17 protein-coding genes are annotated in these 20767 nt (G+C 71.2%); 3 read left to right on the forward strand and 14 right to left on the reverse strand.

The window, feature by feature from the left end:
* Positions 1 to 47 precede the first annotated feature (47 nt).
* Entirely contained in the window at positions 48 to 2975 is a 2928-nt protein-coding gene (secA, locus tag AB0B86_RS28580) for a preprotein translocase subunit SecA (RefSeq protein ID WP_357405234.1), read from the reverse strand.
* 168 nt (positions 2976 to 3143) lie between these two features.
* Between secA and AB0B86_RS28585 the strand changes: the two genes are divergently transcribed.
* Entirely contained in the window at positions 3144 to 4295 is a 1152-nt protein-coding gene (locus AB0B86_RS28585) for a GNAT family N-acetyltransferase (RefSeq protein WP_357405236.1), read from the forward strand.
* Entirely contained in the window at positions 4292 to 5404 is a 1113-nt protein-coding gene (locus AB0B86_RS28590) for a GNAT family N-acetyltransferase (RefSeq protein WP_357405238.1), read from the forward strand. The genes AB0B86_RS28585 and AB0B86_RS28590 overlap by 4 nt, the downstream gene beginning before the upstream one ends.
* 62 nt (positions 5405 to 5466) lie before the next feature.
* Here AB0B86_RS28590 and raiA read toward each other — a convergent pair whose 3' ends face one another.
* The 8 genes from raiA to efeU all read right to left on the reverse strand — a co-directional run bounded on the left by raiA (position 5467) and on the right by efeU (position 14917).
* Positions 5467 to 6102, reverse strand: a complete 636-nt coding sequence (raiA, locus tag AB0B86_RS28595) for a ribosome-associated translation inhibitor RaiA (RefSeq protein ID WP_357405240.1) — start codon at positions 6100 to 6102, stop codon at positions 5467 to 5469.
* 245 nt (positions 6103 to 6347) lie between these two features.
* Entirely contained in the window at positions 6348 to 7049 is a 702-nt protein-coding gene (locus AB0B86_RS28600) for a ComF family protein (RefSeq protein WP_357420177.1), read from the reverse strand.
* Between the two features lie 12 nt (positions 7050 to 7061).
* A complete protein-coding gene (locus AB0B86_RS28605; protein WP_357420178.1) occupies positions 7062 to 8873 on the reverse strand; it encodes an LpqB family beta-propeller domain-containing protein in 1812 nt (603 codons plus the stop codon).
* Complete coding sequence (gene mtrB / locus AB0B86_RS28610; protein WP_357405246.1) at positions 8870 to 10627, reverse strand: MtrAB system histidine kinase MtrB; 1758 nt, start codon at positions 10625 to 10627, stop codon at positions 8870 to 8872. Before mtrB ends, AB0B86_RS28605 begins: the two co-directional genes overlap by 4 nt.
* Before the next feature lie 12 nt (positions 10628 to 10639).
* Positions 10640 to 11329, reverse strand: coding sequence for an MtrAB system response regulator MtrA (gene mtrA / locus AB0B86_RS28615; RefSeq protein WP_110564421.1), 690 nt, complete (start codon positions 11327 to 11329; stop codon positions 10640 to 10642).
* Between the two features lie 226 nt (positions 11330 to 11555).
* Entirely contained in the window at positions 11556 to 12833 is a 1278-nt protein-coding gene (gene efeB, locus AB0B86_RS28620; RefSeq protein WP_357405248.1) for an iron uptake transporter deferrochelatase/peroxidase subunit, read from the reverse strand.
* 25 nt (positions 12834 to 12858) lie between these two features.
* Complete coding sequence (gene efeO, locus AB0B86_RS28625) at positions 12859 to 13992, reverse strand: iron uptake system protein EfeO (RefSeq protein WP_357405250.1); 1134 nt, start codon at positions 13990 to 13992, stop codon at positions 12859 to 12861.
* A gap of 22 nt (positions 13993 to 14014) precedes the next feature.
* A complete protein-coding gene (efeU, locus tag AB0B86_RS28630; RefSeq protein ID WP_357405252.1) occupies positions 14015 to 14917 on the reverse strand; it encodes an iron uptake transporter permease EfeU in 903 nt (300 codons plus the stop codon).
* A gap of 169 nt (positions 14918 to 15086) precedes the next feature.
* Here efeU and AB0B86_RS28635 point away from each other — a divergent pair, with 169 nt between their 5' ends.
* On the forward strand, positions 15087 to 15245 hold the full coding sequence (locus AB0B86_RS28635) for a hypothetical protein (protein WP_357405309.1): 159 nt from the start codon (positions 15087 to 15089) through the stop codon (positions 15243 to 15245).
* Positions 15246 to 15317: 72 nt separating this feature from the next.
* Here the strand turns inward: AB0B86_RS28635 and ahcY are convergent, their stop codons facing one another.
* From ahcY to AB0B86_RS28660, 5 genes are all read right to left on the reverse strand, one after another.
* Entirely contained in the window at positions 15318 to 16814 is a 1497-nt protein-coding gene (gene ahcY, locus AB0B86_RS28640; RefSeq protein ID WP_357405254.1) for an adenosylhomocysteinase, read from the reverse strand.
* Positions 16815 to 17095: 281 nt separating this feature from the next.
* Positions 17096 to 18259: a mannose-6-phosphate isomerase, class I gene (gene manA / locus AB0B86_RS28645; RefSeq protein WP_357405256.1), complete on the reverse strand. Its 1164-nt coding sequence runs from the start codon at positions 18257 to 18259 to the stop codon at positions 17096 to 17098.
* A gap of 3 nt (positions 18260 to 18262) precedes the next feature.
* Positions 18263 to 19264, reverse strand: coding sequence for a cation diffusion facilitator family transporter (locus AB0B86_RS28650; RefSeq protein WP_357405258.1), 1002 nt, complete (start codon positions 19262 to 19264; stop codon positions 18263 to 18265).
* 67 nt (positions 19265 to 19331) lie between these two features.
* Entirely contained in the window at positions 19332 to 20528 is a 1197-nt protein-coding gene (locus tag AB0B86_RS28655; RefSeq protein WP_357405260.1) for an SIS domain-containing protein, read from the reverse strand.
* Positions 20525 to 20710 carry a Trm112 family protein gene (locus tag AB0B86_RS28660; protein WP_357405262.1) on the reverse strand — a complete coding sequence of 62 codons (186 nt, stop codon included), beginning with the start codon at positions 20708 to 20710 and terminating at the stop codon, positions 20525 to 20527. The genes AB0B86_RS28655 and AB0B86_RS28660 overlap by 4 nt, the downstream gene beginning before the upstream one ends.
* Positions 20711 to 20767 lie beyond the last annotated feature (57 nt).

Raw genomic sequence — 20767 nt, forward strand, 5'->3', positions numbered from 1 at the left:
CCCGGCCTGGTCGGCCGGGACCCGTCGGTCAGGTGCTGTCGGGTCGGTCAGTTGCCGCCGTTGGGAGCACCGTGGCAGCGCTTGTACTTGCGACCCGAGCCACACGGGCACGGCGCGTTGCGGGACGGGCCGTTGCTCGCCTCCGCCTGGTTCGCCGACGGTCGACGGGAGGCTGCCGACGGAACCGCCGGGCCACGCAGCCCGGTGGCCGGACGTTGCGGGGCGGACGGGGCGGTCCGCCCCGGTGCCGCCGGAGCGCCCGGGGCCGGTCGGCCCACACCGAGCGCCGGAGCCTGCTGCTCGGCCTGCTCGATCGCGGGAGCGCCGGGGCTGGCCTCACCGTCGATGGTGGGAGCCGAATATTGCAGGCCCTGCCGACGCGGTGCCTGGTTGAGACCCTTGGCCCGGATCTCCACCGGCTTGTCGAGCAGCGTGACCTCTTCCGAGCCCGCCTCCGGCTCCGGTTCGGTCACCTGGACGTCGATGTTGTAGAGGAAGCCGACAGTCTCTTCCTTGATGCCGTCCATCATGGTGGCGAACATGTCGAAGCCCTCGCGCTGGTATTCGACAACCGGGTCGCGCTGGGCGTACGCCCGGAGGTTGATGCCCTCCTGGAGGTAGTCCATCTCGTAGAGGTGCTCGCGCCACTTCCGGTCGATGACCTGGAGCAGCACCATCCGCTCGAGCTGCCGCACCCCTTCGGGGCCGAGCTGCTCCTCACGCCTGTCGTACGCGGCGTTGGCGTCTTCCTTGAGGCGGGCGACCAGGAAGTCGGCGTCCATGCCGGCCCGCGAGCCGCCGGCCTCCTCCTCCAGCTCCTCGATCGTCACGGCGACCGGGTAGAGCTGCTTCAGGCTGGACCAGAGCTGCTCAAGGTCCCAGTCTTCGCCGTAGCCGTCCGAGGTGGCCCCCCGCACGTACGCCTCGACGGTGTCGTCGATCATGTTGCGGACCTGGTCGGAGAGGTCCTCGCCGTTGAGCACCCGGAGCCGCTCGGCGTAGACGACCTGGCGCTGCTTGTTGAGCACCTCGTCGTACTTCAGCACGTTCTTGCGGATCTCGGCGTTCTGACCCTCGATCTGGGCCTGGGCGCTCTTGATCTGCCGGGTGACCATCTTCGACTCGATGGGCACGTCCTCCGGGATGTTGAAGCGCTCCATCACCGCCTCGACCGCCCCGGCCCGGAACCGCCGCATCAGCTCGTCCTGCAGGGACAGGTAGAAACGGGACTCGCCCGGGTCACCCTGCCGGCCGGCGCGACCGCGCAACTGGTTGTCGATCCGCCGGGACTCGTGCCGCTCGGTGCCCAGCACGTAGAGGCCACCGGCGGCCGCGACCTCCTCCGCCTCGGCGTCGCAGGCCTGCTTCCACGTGGGCAGGACCTCCTCCATCGCCTTGGCGTACTCTTCCTCGTTTTCCAGCGGGTCGAGCCCGCGCTGACGCAGCTCGTTCGCGGCGAGGAACTCGGCGTTGCCGCCGAGCAGGATGTCGGTGCCTCGACCGGCCATGTTGGTGGCCACGGTGACCGCGCCCTTACGCCCGGCCTGCGCGACGATCTCGGCCTCCCGCGCGTGGAACTTGGCGTTCAGCACGTTGTGCGGGATGCCCCGGCGGCGCAGCAGCTGGGAGAGGATCTCGGAGTTTTCCACCGAGACGGTGCCGACCAGCACCGGCTGACCCAGCTGGTGCCGCTCGGCGATGTCCTCGATGACGGCGTTGAACTTGGCCTTCTCGGTCTTGTAGATGACGTCCGGCCGGTCTTCGCGGACCATCGGGCGGTGGGTCGGGATCGTCACGACACCGACCTTGTAGACCTTGTTGAACTCGCTCGCCTCGGTCTGCGCCGTGCCGGTCATCCCGGACAGCTTCTCGTAGAGACGGAAGTAGTTCTGCAGGGTGATGGTGGCAAGAGTCTGGTTCTCCTGCTTGATCTCCACCCCCTCCTTGGCCTCGATCGCCTGGTGCATGCCCTCGTTGTAGCGGCGGCCGTGCAGGATGCGACCGGTGAACTCGTCGACGATCAGGACCTCGCCGTCGCTGACGATGTAGTCCTTGTCGCGCTTGTAGAGCTCCTTGGCCTTGATGGCGTTGTTGAGGTAGCCGACCAACGGGGTGTTCACCGACTCGTACAGGTTGTCGATGCCGAGCCGGTCCTCGACCTTGGCGACACCCCGCTCGGTGACCGCGATGGTGCGCTTGGAGTGGTCGACCTCGTAGTCGCCCTCGCCGTCGGTGCCGGGCTGGAGCCGGGCCACCACTCCGGCGAACTCGCCGTACCAGCGGGCCGAGTGCTCGGCCGGGCCGGAGATGATCAGCGGGGTGCGGGCCTCGTCGATCAGGATCGAGTCGACCTCGTCGACCACCGCGAAGTTGTGGCCACGCTGCACCAGCTCGTCCTTCGACCAGGCCATGTTGTCGCGCAGGTAGTCGAAGCCGAACTCGTTGTTGGTGCCGTAGGTGATGTCGCACTCGTAGGCGGCCTTGTGCTCGCTGGCCGGCCGGTTGGGCAGCACCACACCGACGGTCAGCCCGAGGAACTCGTGCACCCGACCCATCCACGCCGCGTCCCGCTGGGCGAGGTAGTCGTTGACCGTGATCACGTGCACGCCCTTGCCGGACAGCGCGTTGAGGTAGACGGCCATGACCGAGGTCAGCGTCTTACCCTCACCGGTCTTCATCTCGGCGATGTTGCCGAAGTGCAGTGCCGCGCCGCCCATCACCTGGACGTCGTACGGGCGCTGGCCGAGCACCCGGGCGGCCGCCTCGCGGGCCACCGCGAACGCCTCCGGCAGCAGGTCGTCGAGGGTTTCCCCGTCGGCGAGCCGCTCCCGGAACTGTTCGGTCATGCCGGCCAGCTCCTCGTCGGTGAGGTTGACGTAGTCGTCCTCGATCGAGGTGACGGCGGCGGCGATGGCCTTGAGCCGGCGCACCATGCGGCCCTCGCCCGCGTTAAGGACCTTTTCCAGAATCGACACGGATCAACGCTCCCCTAGACAGTCTCGAACCATCGTAGGCGCTCCATCGGCGCAATGGTCACTGGTGGCGGGGGTCGACCCCGCCGAACCCGACATAATTCGCGTCCTGCGCACCCCTCGAACGTTATCCGGTTACGCCGTCGGCGAACGGTGCGGCACCATGCACGGATGGAGCCCGTGGAGATCATCGAGGACGGCGTGCTGCTGCGGCCCTGGCGCGTGACCGACGCCGACGCCGTACACCGGGCGTGCCAGGACCCGGACATTCAGCGCTGGACCCGCGTGCCACGCCCGTATCTGCCCGAACACGCCCTCGGCTTCGTCACCGACCAGACCGGGTCGGCCTGGGCGGCCGGCACCGGGACGCCGTTCGCGGTCTGCGATCCGGCGAGCGGTGAACTGCTCGGCTCGTGCGGGTTAATCTCCATCGGCAGCGACGGCAGCGGTGAGGTCGGTTACTGGACCGCCCCCTGGGCGCGCGGCCGGGGCGTGATGACCCGGGCCACCCGGGCGGTGGCCCGCTGGTCCTTCGCCACCCTTGGGCTGCGCCGGCTGATCTGGCAGGCCGAGGTGGGCAACCATGCCTCCCGGCTGGTCGCTCTCCGGGCCGGTTTCCGGATCGACGGCCGGCTGCGGCGGGCCAACCCGGCGACGCGGTCCGACGCGGACGGCTGGATCGGGTCGCTGCTGCCCGGCGAGGTACCCGAGCCCGGGGCGACCGGTCCGGCCGGCCCCGGCACCCTCGTCGCCCGGCGCGCCGCGGTCTTCGGCCGCCCACAGCCCACCCTGTTCGCCACCACCGGGGCCGGTGAGCTGCCGGTACGGCCGATGGAAGAGCGGGACCTGGATGCCGTGACGCAGACCTGCCGGGACCCGGAAACCATCCGCTGGACGACCGTGCCGGACCCGTACGAGCGGGCCGACGCGCAGGGGTACCTGGTCTACGCCCAGGACACCTGGGCTCGGGGACAGTCCGCCTGCTTCGTGGTCGCCGACCCGGACGACAGGTACGCGGGCACCATCGACCTGCGGATCTCCTCCGGGGACGCGCTGCTGGCCGACGTCGGCTTCATGACCGCCCCGGCGGCCCGTGGCCGGGGGTACATGCCCGCCGCGCTCGTCGCGGTCAGCACCTGGGGCTGCGCCACGCTGGGCCTGGCCCGGATCGAGTGGAAGGCGAACGTGGGCAACGCCGCCTCCCGGCGGGTGGCCGAGAAGGCGGGCTTCACGTTCGAGGGGACGGCCCGCGGTGGGGTGCAGCACCGGGGCGAGCGGGTCGACGCCTGGGTGGCCGCGCTGCTCGCCAAGGACCTGACGTGAGCCCCGGCCAGGTCGTCGAGGCGCACGGGGTGCGGCTGCGGCCGTTCCGGGCCGCCGACACCGCCGACGTGGTCGACGGCTGCACGGACCCGCTCACCCAGCGGTTCGTCACGAACCTGCCCACGCCGTACACCCGGACCGACGCCCGGTGGTGGATCGACGTCGGCGCTCCGGCGGCCTGGACCGGCGGCGGCGCGGCGTACGCCGTCGCGGACCCGGCCACCGACCGGCTGCTCGGCGCGGTCGGGCTGAACAACCCGGTGCCCGCGCGGGCCCAGGCCGAGATCGGCTACTGGGTGCGGCCGGCGGCGCGGGGGCGCGGACTGGCCACCGCGGCGACCCGCGCGCTGAGCGAGCACGCGTTCGGCACCGGAACGGCTCGGCTGGAGTTGCTCACCGAGGCGGAGAACGGCCCGAGCCAGCGGGTCGCGCTGGCCGCCGGTTTCCGGTACGAGGGTTCGCGCCGGTCGGCCGGCGCGGGCCGCGACGGTGCTCGGCACGACCTGCTGGCCTGGGTACGCCTCGCCGACGACCCGCCCGGTCCGGTCGCCCGGCTGCTGCCCGACCTGCCCGACGGGGTGCTCACCGACCAGGTGGTGAGTCTGCGCCGGCTCGCGCCGGACGACGCCGAGCTGATGTACCGACTGCACAGCCGACCGGAGGTGGTAGCGAACCAGGCGCCGCCGGTGCCGCCGACGCCTGAGGCGATCGGGCGGCGGTGCCGGCTCGCGGAGAGCGGCTGGCTGACCGGTGAGATCGCCCGACTGCTGATCACGGACGTGGCGACCGGGGAGCCGGTGGGTAGCTGCGGGCTGTCGTACACCGACGTGGCGGCCGGAGAGGCGTCGGTGGGCTACGCGCTGCTGCCCGAGTGGCGCGGCCGGGGGTACGCGACCCGGGCGGTCCGACTGCTTGCGGACTGGGCGTTCGGGCCGGCCGGTATCGCCCGGCTGACCGCCGGCACGGTGCCGGAGAACACCGCGTCGCACCGGGTGCTGGAGCGGGTCGGGTTCCGGCGGGAGGGGCTCCAGCATGGCCGGCTGCCGGGCCTGGCCGGTGCCCGGCTGGACGACCTGACGTTCGCGCTGCTCCCCGCCGACCTGCGGTGAGACCGGATCAGGGAGTTGTGGCGGGAGGCCCCACCACAACTCCCTGATCGACGAGAGGCTGGTCAGGTGGCGAGGGAGATGATGCCGTAGTCGTACGCGTGGCGCCGGTAGACGACGCTCGGGCGGCCGGACTCCTTGTCCTGGAACAGGTAGAAGTCGTGGCCGACAAGTTCCATCTCGAACAGCGCGTCGTCGACAGTCATCGGCTCCGCCGGGTGCACCTTCTCCCGGGCGATGTGCCACGGCTGGTCGTCGTGCTCCTCCTCGACCCGCTCCGCGACGGCGGTGCCGGCGCGGGCGCCGTCGAGCGGCGCGCTCAGCGTGCTGGTGCCCAGGTCGGCGACCGGCAGGCCGGCGGTGGCTTCGGCGACGGAGATCGGCGCGTGCCGACCCCGGTGTACGCGACGGCGGTCGGCCGCGCGGCGCAGGCGGGTGTCGAGCTTCGCGATGGCCGCGTCGAGCGCGCTGTAGAAGTCGTTCGTGCAGGCCTCGGCCCGCATCACCGGGCCCCTGGAAACGCAGGTGATCTCCACCCGCTGGCAGTGCTCGGCCTGGCGCGGATTGCGCTCGTGGAACAGCTCCACATCGACGCGAATCAGTTTGTGGTCGTAGCGTTCGATCTTTGCGAGTTTCTCGGCTACGTGCACCCGGTAATGGTCCGGCACTTCTACGTTTCGGCCCTTGACCACGATGTCCACGTGACCTCCCTTGTTCGGACGGTCTTCGATCCGGCAACCCGGTCGCGCGCCGTGGGGGGACCCGCTGGCGTCGACCGGTTGGTACGGCTACGCCTCCTCTCACCGCCGGGGGTGGGTGGAACGACCTCCTACCCCCGACAGCGAAACGCTAACTCCTGTTCGCCCGGCAGTCACCCCAAGTTGCCGAGACAGCCCAGGATTTTCCACAGCTCATACACCAACGGGTGAAACGGAAACACTGTCGGTTACGAGAGGTGTCTTTTTTGGGTCGCCGCGAGTACCGCGGCGACACTCGGCACCCATCCGGTCGCACCCAGCGCCCTGGCCGCGGCGGCCAGGGTCACCCCGGTGGTGACGATGTCGTCGAGCAGCACCACGACCGGCGTACCGGCGGCACGGGCCCGACCCGCCGTGGCGCGCGGGCGGAAGGCGGCCTCGGCCGCCGCCGCGCGCCCGGCACTGTCCAGGCTCACCGAGTCGGGCCGGGGCAGCGCCCGCAGCGGACGGTGCACCCGCGCCGTCCAGCCGCCCTGGTCGAGCCGGGCCGCGCAGTGCCGGGCCAGCCGGTCCAGGTGGTCGCCGTAGCGGGAGCGGGCCGCGGCCGCAGTGTCCGGAACCGGGACCAGCGCCACCGGACGAGGCGCACCGACCGCCGCCGCGACAACCTCGGCGAGCAGTGCGCCGAGCGGGCGGGCCAGACCGTGCCGGCCGTGTTCCTTGTACGCCAGCAGAGCCTCGCGCAGCGGGCCGGCGTAGGGGCCGAGGGCGACGCAGGACGGCAGGCCCGGCGGCACGGGCGTCGGGCGGACCGACCGGGGGCGCAGCGCGCCAAGCGCCGCGGCACAGGTCGGGCAGACCCCGTGCCGCAGGCCGGGCCGGCGCTCCCGACAACCCGCGCAGGTGGTGGGCAACACCAGGTCGGCGAGGTCCGCCCAGAGGCCGGTCACCACGTCACCCGGTCAGTAGAGGAAGAACGGTGCCGACGGGTTGCTCGGTCGGACCCCGGTCGGGACCGGGGCGATGTCCCGGACCCGGTCCGGCTCGATCCGTTCGAAGGGGCTGCTGCGGTACGCCACCCCGTTCGCCTCGTACATGTACGCCCCGCTGGGCACCCGCACTGTGCGATTGGTCGGGTACGCGGTCAGATGGTTGACCTTGGCACCGAGGTCGGTCCGCAGCGGCGTCTCCAGGGCGCCGTCGACGCTGATCTCGTAGATCGCCGGCTGGCCGACGGACCCCGCCACCACCAGTTGGTCCTCGCTGCCCCAGTCGACAGCGGTGAGGGCGGTGAGCGAGGTGGCCACCTGCCGGGGTGGGCCGATGGAGACGCCGCCACCGTCCGGGTTCACCGCGGCGACGTAGAGCCGGCCACCGGCGATCAGCGCGACCCGCTGGCCGTCGAGCGCGGCAGCCACCGCGGTCACGCCGGCGGGCAGGTTGAGTGGAACCTGGTACATCCGCGCGCCCTCGTCGAACCGGTAGAGCTGCCCGTCGGCGACGACCAGGCCACGGGCGGCGCGGGCGTCGACAGTACGCAACCAGACCGGGCGACTCATCGCGGAGTATTCGGACGTGCTGCGGTTGAGGTCGGCGACCGGCGCGGCGCCCGTACCCACCGCCAGGCGGTGCCGGCCGGCGCTGCCGCCGGTGACGACCATCGCGGCGAGGACCCGCTGTTCCTTGGCCAACGCCAGGTCGGCGGAGACGATGCCGCGGTTGGCCCCGGGTGCCAGCGGCACGGTGCCGCTGAGTTCGCTGCCGAAGTCGAGCGGATGGATGGCGCCCTCGTACAGGCCGAACCGCTGCGGGCCCTCGGCGTTGGGGTAGAGCGGGTGGGTGTTGCGCCGCTCGCTCAGGTCCTGCACGGGCAGCGAGTTGTTGCGGATCTTCAACTCCAGCGCACCCGGGAGATCCCCGAGCGACCAGGCGATCTGCGTGATCAACTGGTCGATGCTGGTCTGGTCGTCGTCGGACATGTCCAGGTTGATCTCCCACCGACCGTTGCCGCCGGTGGCGTTGTTGATCAGCTCGGTGCGGTCGGGGAGCCCGACGACGCCCGGGCGCAACCAGTCGGAGGGGCCGCCGACCAGCCACTTCACCACCTCGTTGACCCGACGCTCGGCCGGCACCGCGAGCGGCCGGTAGCGCTGGTCGGGCACGAGCCGGGTGCCGTCCGAACTCCAAAAGTAGATCGACTCGTCCTGGTAGTAGCGACGAAGGGCGGCGTCGCTGAGCAGCAGCACGTTCGGCGGGTCGAAAATGTACAACCCGGCCCGCTCGTCGTTGACACCGCCGTCGAACGCCGCGCTGCGGATCCCGAACTCGTACTCCGTCTCGGTCGCCACCGGCGGTGCCAGGGTGCCGTTGGCCCGCAGTACGCCGATCTGCTGCACGGTGATCTTGACAGTGGTGGTCGAGTCGCTGTTGAGGGTGTAGACCGCCTCCCGCAGCCGCACCACGTTCAGCGCGACCTCGCTGCCCTTCTTCTCCTGCAGGCGGGACTTGTTCTCCGGGGCGACGAAGGCCTTGACCCGCTCGTACGCCCGATCCGGCTCGCCGGCGGCAGCGGACAGGAAGTTGCGGACGAACGCCTCGTTGACGCTGCCGCTGGCGGTACGCGTCGGCGGCTCGTTGCTCGGACCGTTCACCACGCCGGCCTCGGTAGCGGTCCCGCCCCTGCCGTCCACCCGAACGTCGGACGCCGCCGGGATGCCGCAGCCGCCACCCAGCAGCACCACGCCGAGCGCCGCGACCAGCGTCGGCCGTCTCATGAGCGCACCTCCGCCCGCTGTCCCTCTCCGGCCGGCGCCGGGTCGATCGCCAGTGCGCCACCGGTGCCGGGCCCGATGGCAAGCGGACCACGGTCGCGGGGGCCGCCGAACGGCAGCGCGGCGTCGGCCGGCACCAGGCGCAGCGGTGAGGTGGTCAGCCGGTCCCCCGCACGGGCCGGCAGCGTGAGCCGGAACTGCGCGCCCTGCCCGGGAGCACCCCACGCCTCCAGCCAGCCGCCGTGCAGCCGGGCGTCCTCCAGGCTGATCGACAGGCCCAGGCCGGTGCCTCCGGTCTGCCGCGCCCGGGACGGGTCGGCTCGCCAGAACCTGTTGAACACCAACTTCTCCTCGCCCACCTTGAGCCCCACGCCATGGTCGCGGACGGTGATCGCCACGGCGGTCTCGTCCACCCCGAGGGTGATCAGCACCGGCCGGGCCTCGCCGTGTTCGACGGCGTTGCCGACCAGGTTGCGCAACACCCGTTCGACCCGGCGCGGATCCACCTCGGCGATCACCGGCGTGCCCGGCAGGTCGAGTTCGATGGGTACGCCCACCCGCTCGGCCAGGCCAGCCAACCGGTCGACCACCCGGTGCACCACCGGCACCAGGTCGGTCGGCTCGGAGTCGAGCATGGCGAAGCCCGCGTCGAAGCGGCTGATCTCCAACAGGTCGGTGAGCAACTCCTCGAAGCGGTCCAGCTCGGCCTGGAGCAGCTCGGCGCTGCGGGCCACCGCCGGGTCGAACTCGTCGCGCTCGGCGAAGATCAGGTCAGCGGCCATCCGCACCGTGGTCAGCGGGGTACGCAGCTCGTGCGAGACGTCCGAGGTGAACCGGCGCTGTAGTCGGGACATCTCCTCCAGGCGCAGGATCTGCCGTTGCAGGTTGGTGGCCATCTGGTTGAAGGAGGCGGCGAGCAGCGCGAGGTCGTCCTCACCGTTGACGACCATGCGCTGGTCGAGCAGACCGGCGGAGAGCCGCTGGGCGGTCCGTGCGGCGACGCGGACCGGGTTGACGACCAACCGGGTGACGAGCGCGGCGAGCAGCCCGAGCAGGATCACCAGGGCGACCCCGGTGGCCACGACCGTGGCGCGGGCGTCGGCGGCGGTGACGTCCTGCCGGGTCAACGGCACCAGGTAGTAGAGCTCGATCTGGCCGAAGCGGGTGGGCACCGGTGAGCCGTACACCAGGTATTTGGTGGACTCGCCGGTGAGCCGCCCGGTGCGGATCTGGCTGGCCACCTTGCCGTCGGCGATCGCGGCCCGCAGCTCGGGGCTGATCAGCGCCTGGACGTTCGCCGACGGCGCGGTGCGGGTCTGGATGTCGTTGGGGTAGCCGTCGGCAGTGATCGCCACCACCACCCCGCTGGTCTGCTGGGGGTCACCGCCGGCCAGGTAGTTGACGGTGCCGTCGATGGTCTCCTGGAGCTGCGCCTCCTGCGCCTGACCGTAGAGGGAGACCTGCTTGGCCGTGTAGCTGGCACCGCTGATCACCCGCTGCCGGACGTCGCTGCGGGCGTTGTCGAGCAGGATGGTGGTGATCTTGTCAGCGATCAGGAACGCGAAGCCGCCGACCAGCAGGCTGGACGCGACCAATGTGATGGTCACGACCCGGACCTGTAGGGAGCGCCGCCAGGTCTGGTGCACCCGGGACACCACCCGGGCGGCCCGCCCGCTCACCGCGCGCCAGATCTCCCCACCGGCGCTGGGCCGGTGGGCTGCCGTGCTCGGGGAGGGTGGGGGCGGCGAGGTCGACACAGTGCGACCAGGCTATCCGGTCCCCGCCTTGTATCCCACGCCCCGCACGGTGAGGATGATTTCCGGTCGCTCCGGGTCCGGCTCGATCTTGGCGCGCAACCGCTGGACGTGCACGTTCACCAGGCGGGTGTCGGCCGCGTGCCGGTAGCCCCAGACCTGCTCCAGCAGCACCTCGCGGGTGAAGACCTGACGCGGCTTGCGGGCCAACGCGACAAGCAGGTCGAACTCCAGCGGAGTCAGCTTCACCTCCTCGTCGTTGCGGCTGACGGTGTGCGCGGGCACGTCGATGGTGATCTGGTTGTCGGGTGGCCCGATGGTGAGCATCTCGGGGGCCACGTCCTCGCCTCGGCGCAGCCGGGCCCGCATCCGGGCAACCAGCTCCTTGGGCTTGAACGGCTTGACCACATAGTCGTCGGCCCCGGACTCGAGGCCGAGCACGACGTCCACGGTGTCGCTCTTGGCGGTCAGCATGACGATCGGCACGCCGGACTCCGCCCGGATCGACCGGGCCACGTCGATACCGCTCATTCCGGGCAGCATCAGGTCAAGCAGCACGATATCGGGGCGACTGTCACGGAAAGCAGCCAACGCCCGTTCGCCGTCCGCCACGAACGAGGGCTGGAAGCCCTCGCTGCGCAACACGATGCCGAGCATCTCGGCGAGCGCGGGGTCGTCGTCGACCACCAGTACGCGGGCTCTCATGGGATTAATATTGCATCCTTATTCGGTTCGGTGGGACCGGCGTCCGCCGGTAACGCAGGGTGCCGCCGAAGAAGCGCTCGTCGCAATCCGGGCGGCGGCGCCACGTGCTGCGGAGCCTGGCACCCGGATGAGCCCCGGGCCCAGGCTGACACCATGATCCCCCGTCGAAGCCGCCCGGCGCCACCGCGGCTCGGGCCGGTCCCGCTGTCGCCAACCTGACCCTTGCTCAGCCGAAGAGCGCGCGCCCCCAGTGGTCCCCGCCGTCGCGTACTCCGGGCGGGCAGGCGAACACGCCGCTGGAGACGTGCCGCAGGTACTCGTTCATCACGTCGTGCCGCGCCAACTGGGTCTGGATCGGCACGAACTGGCGGCGCGGATCGCGCTGGTAGGCGATGAAGAAGAGCCCCGCGTCGAGCCGGCCGAGGCCGTCCGAGCCGTCGACGAAGTTGTAGCCGCGGCGCAGCAGTTGGGCGCCGTTGTTCCGGCTCGGGTGGGCCAGCGCCACGTGCGCGTGCTCAGCGATCATCGGCTTGCCGTCGCCTCCACGCGCGGCGAAGTCCGGCTCGTCGAACTCGTCGGTCCGGCCGAGTGGGGCGCCGCTGCCCTTGGTCCGGCCGACGATCTCCTCCTGCTCGGCCAGGGAGGTCCGGTCCCAGGTCTCCACCAGCATCCGGATCTTGCGAGTGACCAGGTACGAGCCGCCGGTCATCCAGTCCGGTCCGTCACCCGGCTGCACCCACAACTGGTCGCGCAGCAGGTCGGTGTCCTCGGCCTTGAGGTTGGCCGTACCGTCCTTGAACCCGAACAGGTTGCGCGCGGTGGCCTGGTCCCGGGAGGTCGACGAGGTACGCCCGAAGCCGAGCTGCGACCAGCGGACGCTCACCACGCCCATGCCGAGCCGGGCCAGGTTACGGATCGCGTGCACCGCCACCTGCGGATCGTTGGCGCACGCCTGCACGCAGAGGTCGCCGCCGGAGAGCTGCGGTTGCAGGGCGTCGCCGGGGAACTTCGGCAGTTCGGCCAGTGCGGCGGGCCGCCGGTCGGCGATGCCGAAGCGGTCCCGCCCGTCGGCGTCGCGGAACAGCGTCGGCCCGAAACCGATCGTCAGGGTGAGCTGCGACGGGGGCAGGCCGAGCGCCTCGCCGGTGTCGTCCGGTGGGGCCTCCGGCATCCCGCCGACCGCGCCGAGGATCCCGGCGTCGCGTCCCGCGGTCATCCGGGCGGCGGCGGCCGTCCACTCCTCGAGCAGCTCGACAAGCCGGGACCGGTCCTTCGTGATCACGTCGAAGGCGACGAAGTGCAGCCGGTCCTGCGCCGGGGTGACGATGCCGGCCTGGTGCTCACCGTGGAAGGGCACCGCCCCGGCCGGGTGGTCGCTCGCCGCCGCCGGGCCCTGGGAGCCGTTGAGCAGCGCCCCCGCGCCGGCCGCGACTCCGGCGACTCCGGCCACCCCGGCGCCGGCCAGGGTGATCGCCCGGCGCCGGGTCAACCTGCTCCCGCTCATCGACTCCACTCCTTCTGTCGGCCGGTCACTTCGCGACGGCTGCGGCGACCTTGCTGATCGGCTCGGCGAGCGCGTTGATCCCGTCGGAGAGCTCCTTGAGCTCGGCCTTGCTCAGTGCGGTGTGCAGCTTCCACCCGTCGCCGTCGCGGTGCTTGCCGAGCAGCGCCTCGACGTTGGCGAACTCGGTGTCCAACTGCGTGACCAGCTCCGGCGAGCGCTGCTGAAGGGCCGGGCGGAGGGCGGACACGGCGGCCTTGGAACCTTCGAGGTTCGCGGCGAAGTCCCACAGGTCGGTGTGCGAGTAGCGGTCCTCCTCGCCGGTGATCTTGCCGCTGGCCACCTCGTCGAGCAGTTCCTTGGCACCGTTGGCGAGCTGGAGCGGGGAGAGCTTCTCGGCGTTGGCCCTGGTCACGATCTCCTTGACGTCCACCAGCAGGCGGTCCGCGATCGGGCCGTCCTTGCTGATGTCGCCGGACTGCCAGAGGTCCTTCTCGATCCGGTGGAAGCCGGTGAACTCCATCCCCTCCTCGATGACCTCCTCGCGGCCATCGATCTTGGGGTCGAGGTCGCCGAAGATCTCGGCCACCGGCTCGATCCGCTCCCAGTAGGTGCGGGCGACCGGGTAGAGCGCCTTGGACTTCGGCACGTCACCGGCCTTGACCGCGGTGACGAACTCCTCGGTCTTGTCCAGCAGCGCGTCGGTCTGGCTCTTGACGTAGCGCTGGTAGTTCTCGGCCGCGCCGGCCAACGCGGCGTCGGCGGTGAGCGGCTGCGCCGACCCGCTGACCTTGAGCGCACCCCGGATGCCCTTGCCGCTCATCCCGGGCTTGCAGGCCGTCTGGTAGGTGCCGGCCGGCAACTCCACGTGCAGCTCACGGCTCAGCCCCGGGGCGATGTTCTCCACCTCGCCCATGACCCGGTCGCCGTCGGCGTACACGTAGAACTCCGTCACCTTGGCACCGGAATTGGTGATCTTGAAGGTGGCGGTGCCGGCGCCCAGGTCCGTGGTGCCGACCTCGCAGGCGGTGTCCGTCGCCTTGACCGCGATCGGCCCGCCGGCCGCGGCCGGGGTGTCCTTGTCGGCACCGGAGCAGGCGGTCACACCGGCCGTCGCCAGCACGCCGACGGCGGCCAGCGCGAAGAATCGGGTGGTACGCATCTGAGCTGTCTCTCCTCGTGGGTCAGGCCCGCTGCGGCGTGGCTGCCGCCTCGGCCTCGGCCTCGGTGCCGGTGTCGGCGCCGTGCTCGGTGACTGTGGTGGTCGCGGCGGGTGCCGGCTTGCGGCGGGCCGGCCGCAGGAACAGCAGGAGGACCGGCACGGCGTACCCGATCCAGGCGATCGTCTCCAGCACGGAGGGCGCCGGCGTCACGTTGAACATGCCGGCGAGCAGGGCCGCGTACCAGGTGGTCGGGTCGAGCGCGCCGGTGATGTCGAAGGCCAGGTCGTTCAGGCCAGGCAGGACACCGGCCTCCTGGAAGTCGTGGACGCCGTACTTGAGGATGCCGGCGGCGACCAGGATCAGCAGCGCGCCGGTCCAGGTGAAGAACTTGCTGAGATTGATCCGCAGGGCGCTCGCGTAGAGCAGCACGCCGAGCACCACTGCGGTGACGACACCACCGACCAACGCGAGCAGCGGCCCGCTGTCACCCGCCGCACCCTGGGCGGCCGAGTAGAAGATCAGCGCGGTCTCCAGGCCCTCCCGGATCACCGCGAGGAAGGCCATGCCGGCGACCGCGAACGAACCGACGGCGAGCGCCTCGGTCAGCTTTCCGCGCAACTCGCCGGCGATGGTCCGGGCCGCCCGGCGCATCCAGAAGATCATCCAGGTGACGAAGACCACTGCCGCGACCGAGGTGATCGCCTCGAACAGCTCCCGATCCTCGTAGCGCGAGAACAGCGAGGTCGACGTGTACTCGATGAGCCAGCCGAAGAGCACCGACAGCACCACGGCCAGGCCGACGCCCGCCCAGACCTGCGGAAGCCGGTCCTGGCGCTGCGATTTCACCAGGAAGGCGACCAGGATGCTGACCACGAGGGTGGCTTCCAGACCCTCCCGCAGGCCGATCAGGTAGGTGGCGAACATCCGGGCTCCGAGTTCATTAGGTACGCCTCAACTAACTTAGGCCAGGCATACCTTGCTCCTGCCCAGGATCCTCGTCAAGTTGTTCACGACAAGCTCACTCGACCCCGCGCTCAAGGCTCGGCCGACCGGCGCCGGGACGCACCCGTTCGGCTGTGCGAGGATGCCCGCCGTGAAGGGATTCCTGCCGTGGCTCGCCGTGCTGGCCCTGGTCCTGCTGCTCAGCGCGCTGCGCCTGCGGGCACTGGCCACCGTGGTGTCGCTCGGCTGGCTGCTCTGGTGCGTCTGGACCTGGTTCCGCCCCAGCCGCCGCGACTCCCGTCCGGGCTGACCCCGCCAGCTCCGTCGGATACGACGAACCGGGCCGGCTGCGAACAGCCGACCCGGTCCGGTAACGCGTCGATCAGTAGCGGTAGTGATCCGGCTTGAACGGACCCTCGGTCGAGACCCCCAGGTACGCGGCCTGCTCCTTGGTGAGCGTGCTCAGCTTGGCGCCGAGCGCGCCCAGGTGCAGCCGGGCCACCTTCTCGTCCAGGTGCTTGGGCAGCACGTAGACGCCGATCGGGTACTCCTCGGTCTTGGTGAACAGCTCGATCTGGGCGATCGTCTGGTTGGCGAACGAGTTCGACATCACGAAGCTCGGGTGCCCGGTCGCGTTGCCCAGGTTCAGCAGGCGGCCCTCGGAGAGCACGATGATCGCGTGCCCGTCGGCGAAGCGCCACAGGTCGACCTGCGGCTTGATGTTGATCCGCTCGACGTCGGAACGCTTGGCCAGACCAGCCATGTCGATCTCGTTGTCGAAGTGGCCGATGTTGCCGACGATGGCCTGGTGCTTCATCCGGGCCATGTGCTCGTTGGTGATGACGTCGAAGCAACCGGTGGCGGTGATGAAGATGTCCGCCTGCTCGACCACGTCGTCGAGGGTGGCGACCTGGTAGCCGTCCATCGCGGCCTGCAACGCGCAGATCGGGTCGACCTCGGTCACCACGACCCGGGCGCCCTGGCCGCGCAGCGACTCCGCGCACCCCTTGCCCACGTCGCCGTAGCCCAGCACCACTGCCATCTTGCCGCCGATCAGCACGTCGGTGGCCCGGTTGATGCCGTCGATGAGCGAGTGCCGGCAGCCGTACTTGTTGTCGAACTTGCTCTTGGTCACCGAGTCGTTGACGTTGATGGCCGGGAAGAGCAGGGTGCCCGCGCGGTGCATCTCGTAGAGCCGGTGCACGCCGGTGGTGGTCTCCTCGGTGACGCCCTTGATGCCGGCGGAGATCCGGGTCCAGCGCTGGCCGTCCTCGGCGAGCGAGCGGTGCAGCAGCTCCAGGATGACCGCGTACTCCTCGGAGTCGGCGGACTCGACCGGCGGCACCGCGCCGACCTTCTCGAACTCGGCACCCTTGTGCACGAGCAGGGTGGCGTCGCCACCGTCGTCGAGGATCATGTTGGGGCCCTGCCCGTCCGGCCAGGCGAGCACCTGCTCGGTGCACCACCAGTATTCCGGGAGGGTCTCGCCCTTCCAGGCGTACACCGGGACGCCGGCCGGGGCCTCGGCGGTGCCGTTCGGGCCGACGACGATCGCGGCGGCGGCGTGGTCCTGGGTGGAGAAGATGTTGCAGGACGCCCAGCGCACCTGCGCGCCGAGCGCGACAAGCGTCTCGATCAGGACGGCGGTCTGGATGGTCATGTGCAGCGAGCCGGTGATCCGGGCGCCGGCCAGCGGCTGCGCCTCGGCGAACTCGCGACGAATCGCCATCAGGCCGGGCATCTCGTGCTCGGCGAGCTGGATCTCCTTGCGCCCGAACTCGGCGAGCGACAGATCCGCCACCTTGAAGTCGCCGTCGGCGAGCGTGCTCGGCCGGGCCTCGGGCGTGCCGCTGGCGGACGCCGGGAGGGTGCTGGTCATGAAAGCTCCTGTCGAACGATGTCTGCGCCGACCTTCCACCTTACGCGCGTCGGCGACGGGCATCAGGCACGGTCCGCGGACAGCGCACGGGGCGGTCGGTGCTGGACGGACCTACCCGTCCATGCCCCGCCCGCCCCGTGCATCCCCCCGGTTTGGTTTCCCCCGCACGTTCTCGGACCGTCGTCGCGATAACGCTGCGTACTCATAGAGTCACACTCGGGCAACTCGTCGTCAAGCTATTCCGGAAAAGTCGGACTTGTGTCGTCGCTGGCGAGGGCCGGTCACTGATGTCCGGGGGTCGCCACGTACGCCTCGCCGTCGCCACTGATCCGCAGTGGCTCGCCGGCCGCGGTGCCGATCGCCGCCTCGCCGGACGCCAGCGTCACCGCTCCGGCGCCGTCGTCCACGGTGACCGCGCCACCGGCGCAGAGCACCACCCGGGGACCGGGCGACGGCAGCGTGACCGACGGCACCGCCGGACCCACCCGCACCCGGTGCAGCGCGAAGTCATCGACCGGTACGGGCCAGCAGTCCACACCTGGACCCACCGGCAACGCGGCTCGCACCGGCTCGTCGAGCACCTCGAAGCGGAGCACCCGCAGCAACTCGTCGACGTCCACCCGCTTCGGGGTCAGCCCACCCCGCAGCACGTTGTCGCTGGCCGCCATGATCTCCACGCCACAACCGCTGAGGTAGGCGTGCAGGTTGCCGGCGGGCATCCAGATCGCCTCCCCCGGCACCAGCCGCAGGTGGTGCAGCAGCAACGCCACGAGCACGCCCGGATCCGCCGGGTACGCCTTCGCCAGTCGGCGGGCCAACTCCGCGTCCGGGCCGTCGACAGTGGAGGCAACCACGCCAGCCAGCAACCCGTCGCGCTCGGCCACCGGCCAGCCGAGCAGCGTCCGTACCGCCGGGCGCAGCCCCGCCGGCCCGGTCCGCAACGCGTCGACCACCGGCGCCAACTCCGGTACGCCGAACGCGGCGAGCGCCTCGGCCGACTCCGCCGGATCCCGGAAACCGCACAGTGCCTCGAACGGGGTGAGAGCGACAAGCAACTCCGGCTTGTGGTACGGGTCGGAATAGTTGCGCTGCCCCGCCGGCAGCCCGGCCTCCGCCGCGTAGCCCGCCCGCGCCTGTTCGGCGTCCGGGTGTGCCTGCAGGCTCAGCGGAGCGTCGGCCGCGAGCACCTTGAGCAGGAACGGCAGCCGGCTGCCGAACCGCTCGGACACCCGCTGACCGAGCCACTGCCCCGGCTCGTCGCGCACCAGGTCGCAGAGGCTGACCCGCCGGCCGGCACGGTCCACACGTGCCGGAGCGCCCGGGTGGGCGCCCAACCACAGCTCCGCCTCCGGCCCCGGGCTGGGCACCACCCGACCCTGCAGGAGGGCGAGGGCCGAGCGGGAGCCCCAGGCGTAGTCGCGAATCGGTCCGTAGAGTGGCTCCACAGGTCAGCCCCCAGGCCGCCCGGCCGCCTCGCCCGCCACGTCCTGCGGCACGGCGGTGTCGGCCGCCGCGCCAGTGCCGGCCTCGGCGGCGGCGACGCTGTAGACGTCCGGCTCCAGGTAGATCACCCGGGCGATCGGCACCGCGGCACGGATCCGCGCCTCCACGGCGTTGATGCCGCGGGCCAGGTCGTGCGCGCTCTCCCACTCCGGCACGGCGATCTTCGCGGCCACCATCAGCTCCTCCGGCCCCAGGTAGAGCGTCTTCATGTGGATGATCCGCTCCACCTCGGGGCCATCGGTGATGGCTCGCTCGATCACGGCAAGGTCGGACGGCTCAGCGCCCTCACCGAGCAGCAGGCTCTTCGTCTCGATGGCCAGCACGATCGCGATGACCACCAGCAACACACCGATCATGGCGGTGCCGGCGGCGTCCCACCTACCGTCGCCGGTCATCAACGTCATGCTGACGCCGAACAACGCGAACACCAGACCGACGAGCGCGCCGAAGTCCTCAAGCAGCACCACCGGCAGCTCGGGCGCCTTGGCCCGGCGGATGAAACGCACCCAGGACTGGCTGCCGCGGATGTGGTTGGACTCCTTGATGGCGGTCCGGAAGGAGAACCCCTCCATCACGATCGCGGCCAGCAGCACGACCACCGGCACCCACTGCCAGGAGTCGATGCCGTGCGGGTCGTGCCACTTGTGGTACGCCTCGTAGAGCGCGAACAGGCCACCGATGCTGAACAGCACGATGGACACGATGAACGCGTAGATGTAGCGCTCACGCCCGTACCCGAACGGGTGTTCCGGGGTGGCTGCCCGCTTCGCCCGCTTGCCGCCGAGCAGCAGCAGACCCTGGTTGCCGGAGTCGGCGACCGAGTGGATCGACTCCGCAAGCATCGACGACGACCCCGTCAACAGGAAGGCGACGAACTTGGTGACGGCGATGCCGACGTTGGCCAGCAGTGCGGCGACAATCGCCTTCGTCCCGCCGTTCGCGCTCATGCCGCCGCTCCGCTTCGTCGCACGAAGCTGACCGGTCCGCGCATGCCGCGCCGCCCCCTACGGTCGTTCACTGGTTCGACAGCTCCTTCATCTCGGTGATGGCCGGGACGGCCATCGGGTCCAGCCCGTGGGCCAGGGCAAGGTAGATCGAGGCGAAATCCGGGACCGCGACGAGCGAGGCCAACCGCTCCAGGGCGGAGCCGCCCTCGGCGGTCACCACGTCACACCGCACGCCGCGACGCTCGGCGAGGGTCTGCACCGCGTCCGCGCGACGTTCCTCGACGGCGAGCGGCTCGTCGGTGTCGTCCTCGGCGTTGAGCCCGCCGTCGCGCAACAGCACGAGCCGCAGTCGGGTGCCCTCGCCGTCGTCCTCCGCAGGATCGGCGAAGATGTCCCGCTCGCCCTCGGCCAGGCCGCCGAAGACGCCGTCGAGCAGCCCGACCCGGCCTCGGCCGGCCTCGCCGAGCGCTCCGGTGACCACCGGGTAGCGGGCGTTGGCCGACAGGGTGTCGCCGAACCGGCGGGCCGCCACGGTGGCCAGCGGGGACGAACCCCAGACGATCGGGATCGAGCCGGCCAGGCCCAGGGCCAGCGACTTCGCCGGATTGACGAAGGACTCCGCGGCGGAGCGGCAGCGGTCGGCGTCGGCGTCGAGCCGGGCCGCGGTCTCCGCGAGATCCGCCTCGTTGACCTTCACCAGCCCGAGCGAACGGGCCGCGAGCAGGACCGGCACGGTGAGCGCCCAGAGGCTGGCTCGGGCCGGGGCACGCCGGGGCACCGGAATGAACGGCGCTCGGGCCTGCTCGGCGATCGACTGCAACTGCGAGTCGGGGGCACCCACGGCGACCAGCCGGGCACCGCGCCGGTGCGCCGCCTCGGCGGCACCGAGCGCCTCCGGGCTACGACCGGACGCGCTCACCGCGATCACCACGTCCGCCGCGCCCACCCAGCCGGGCACGCCCGCGCTGCGGTGCCCGATGATCGGCACCGGGCAGCGCGGCCCGGCGACCGTGGCCAGCACATCCCCGGTACGCCCCGCGGTGCCGATGCCGGCGATCACGACGGCACGTGGGCGCCCGTCGTCGGCGAGGACTGCCAGATTCGCCTCGGCGGCCAGGGCCGCGCTCTCGCGAACCTGCGCACCGGCCGACGCGGTGTGCCGGAGCATGCCGCCCGGGTCGTGCTCGGCCAGCGCCTCCGGGTTGTCGAGCAGCGCCTCGTCGGCGTCCCGACGACCACTCACCCCGGCCGTACCGTCGATCATGACGACTGCTCCGGGCCGCCGCGCGCCTCGTCCAACAGCAGCACCGGCACGTCGTCGCGGACCTCGAAGATCCGGCCGCACTGTGTGCAGGTGAGCGTCTGCGCCTCGGCGTCGTAGTCGAGCGGGGCGTGGTGCGTGTCCGGACAGGCGAGGATCTCGAGCAACTGCGGATCCAGGGCCATGGCACGGCTCCTTCCACGTGTGCGGCTTGACCGGTGGCGGTGCCGACCGGCGCAGGC

This window comes from Micromonospora sp. NPDC049047 (assembly GCF_040649135.1).
Classification (GTDB): domain Bacteria; phylum Actinomycetota; class Actinomycetes; order Mycobacteriales; family Micromonosporaceae; genus Micromonospora.